General features: G+C 44.5%; 2 protein-coding genes. Both read right to left on the reverse strand.

Annotated features, from left to right (window positions below; all coding sequences use genetic code 11):
• Positions 1 to 550: 550 nt before the first annotated feature.
• Positions 551 to 1492, reverse strand: a complete 942-nt coding sequence (locus VIM87_RS27570; RefSeq protein WP_332000101.1) for a phosphatase PAP2 family protein — start codon at positions 1490 to 1492, stop codon at positions 551 to 553.
• Between the two features lies 1 nt (position 1493).
• Complete coding sequence (locus VIM87_RS27575) at positions 1494 to 2114, reverse strand: sterol desaturase family protein (RefSeq protein ID WP_332000102.1); 621 nt, start codon at positions 2112 to 2114, stop codon at positions 1494 to 1496.
• Positions 2115 to 2274: the final 160 nt, after the last annotated feature.

The following is a 2274-nucleotide window of genomic DNA, read 5'->3' on the forward strand; positions in this document are numbered from 1 at the left end:
GCCATAAGGCACTATGTAATCAGGTTGCAGGGCATGTAAAGGTGTAGTTACATCGTTCCCGCCGGATTGTGGGTATACAACAGATGAAACAAATAATAAACAAACCAGGGAAATAAGTTTTGCAGCGTTCATAACATGGAAGGGTCTAAGTATTTAAATATACCCAAATACCCATACCGGGGTATCCTATACTGTCCCGGTAGGTCATAAAAAAACTGAACGCCTAACAGTTTTACCGTTAAGCGTTCAGCATCTCTGCATTACTACACTCAGCACCATCCCTGGTCATGCCGTTTTGGGTTTCCTTCTCTTCCTGTACATTCACAAATGGATGCGGCATGGAAGGGGATCAAGCCCGCTGCATAATTCAACATCCTCAACACTAATTGCACTGATGTAGCGTTCTGTCCTGATAACTATTATTCAAATGATATGCCGGACTGCATATTATTTCATATAGCCGGTAACTATAGCAATATCAGCTCATACATGAGTAACAGGTTACTTAGCAGTGTTGCATTTTCTATAATAATGTGGAGATACCTGCCCATCAGGTATGGCGGTACAAATACTGTAAGAAGCTAATGAAGAAATAGCGCCTGCATAATACCTTCTGATATAGCAGAATGCCCAGTACGGCGCATATAATACCGGCCAGCACATCCAGCACATAATGGTGGCTGGTGTACACTGCCGCGAACCAGATACCCAGCGTTACAATGGTAGACAGCACGCGAAAGAAGATACTTTTACTTTTCCAGGAAAATACCCATACGATCAGCGGATAGGCTGAGTGTAGAGAAGGCATGGCGGCAAATACATTGGAGCTTTTAGCGTAAATGCCGTGAAAAATATTCACCTGGAAAAAAGTATCAAACCGGGCCAGGCCGGCGGTATTACCGGGCGTATGCACATGCAGGGCGTAACCATACTGCTGTACATACCAGGGCGCGGCAGCAGGGTAAGTATAATATACTACAAAGCCCAGCAGGTTGGTAAGGAAAAAGATAAGGGCAAAATGGAAGAACTGCATGCGGTTGGTATAAAATAAATACACCGCAAAAGCCAGTGGCAGCGGGATCCAGCACAGGTAAAACAAACCACACAACACATCCAGGAAAGTATTGGAATGCGCCAGCCAGTATTCATTAGGGGTAAGCACAGTACCGCCGGAATGAATGCCAAAAACACTTTTCTCCGCATTGTAAATGCTTTCTATATGCACCGTTCCGAACTGGTAGTTGGGAAAAGCCTTCATATAGTCAAACACGATCCAGTAAACGATAAAGATGGAAAAGCCTATGATAAACTTGCGCGTAGGACGCGAGAGATAGAATGCCCCGTTAAACAAACCTACCAGCACCAGCTGATCGCTCTTAAAGCCCACCAGTAAGGTTGACAGCAGCAGGTATGCTACGCTGAGCAGCGTAGTAATGAGTACTGTTTTACGATCAAAGAATGGAATAGGTGTGACAGTTGAAAATGAATCCATTTTACTTCTTTATAAAATCCGACCCAAGGACCTTATCCCACAACGCCGAACTTACGCCATAGCCCTTGGTTGGATCTGAATAGTGGTGCAGCATATGATGCTTTTTCAGCTTCATCCACAGCTTATTCTTAAAATTCAGGTGGTGAAAAGCATAATGCGATATGTCATAACAAAGATACCCCAACACAAAACCCGGGTAAAACGCATACAGGTATGCTTCGCCGACGATAGCCCTGAACAGGAAATAAAAACCAACCGCCAGCGGAATGCTTACGGAAGGCGGCAGCACCAGCCTTAACCTGTCATTGGGATAATCATGATGCACGCCATGAAAAATGAAATGAAGGCGAAGCCCCCACTTTGATTTAGGTATAAAGTGGAACACCCAGCGGTGCATAATGTATTCCGTAATAGTCCATAAGAATAAACCGGCGGCAAAACAGCCAATGAAAGGCAGTATGCCCATACCTATTACAGCAAAGGCCCGCCAGATACAATACAGGATCACCGGCACGTACAGGATCAGCGGTACCGAAAAGTGTACTTTTGATAAGGCTTCCATCCATCCCTGCTTAAACATGCGGACAGATTCCTCGGAATTGGATACATAATTCTTTTTCATCCCGTTAATATATTTTATGCTACCCGTGTGGTGAGCGGGCATCAGTATTTTCTATGGTTTAAAACGTTCTGTTTTTACTGCGCCGGTAACAGGATCCGTACCATTCAGCTCCACATATATAACATTGGGCACCCAAAAGGTACCACCTTCTATCTGGATC

Source organism: Chitinophaga sp. (assembly GCF_036569125.1).
GTDB lineage: Bacteria > Bacteroidota > Bacteroidia > Chitinophagales > Chitinophagaceae > Chitinophaga.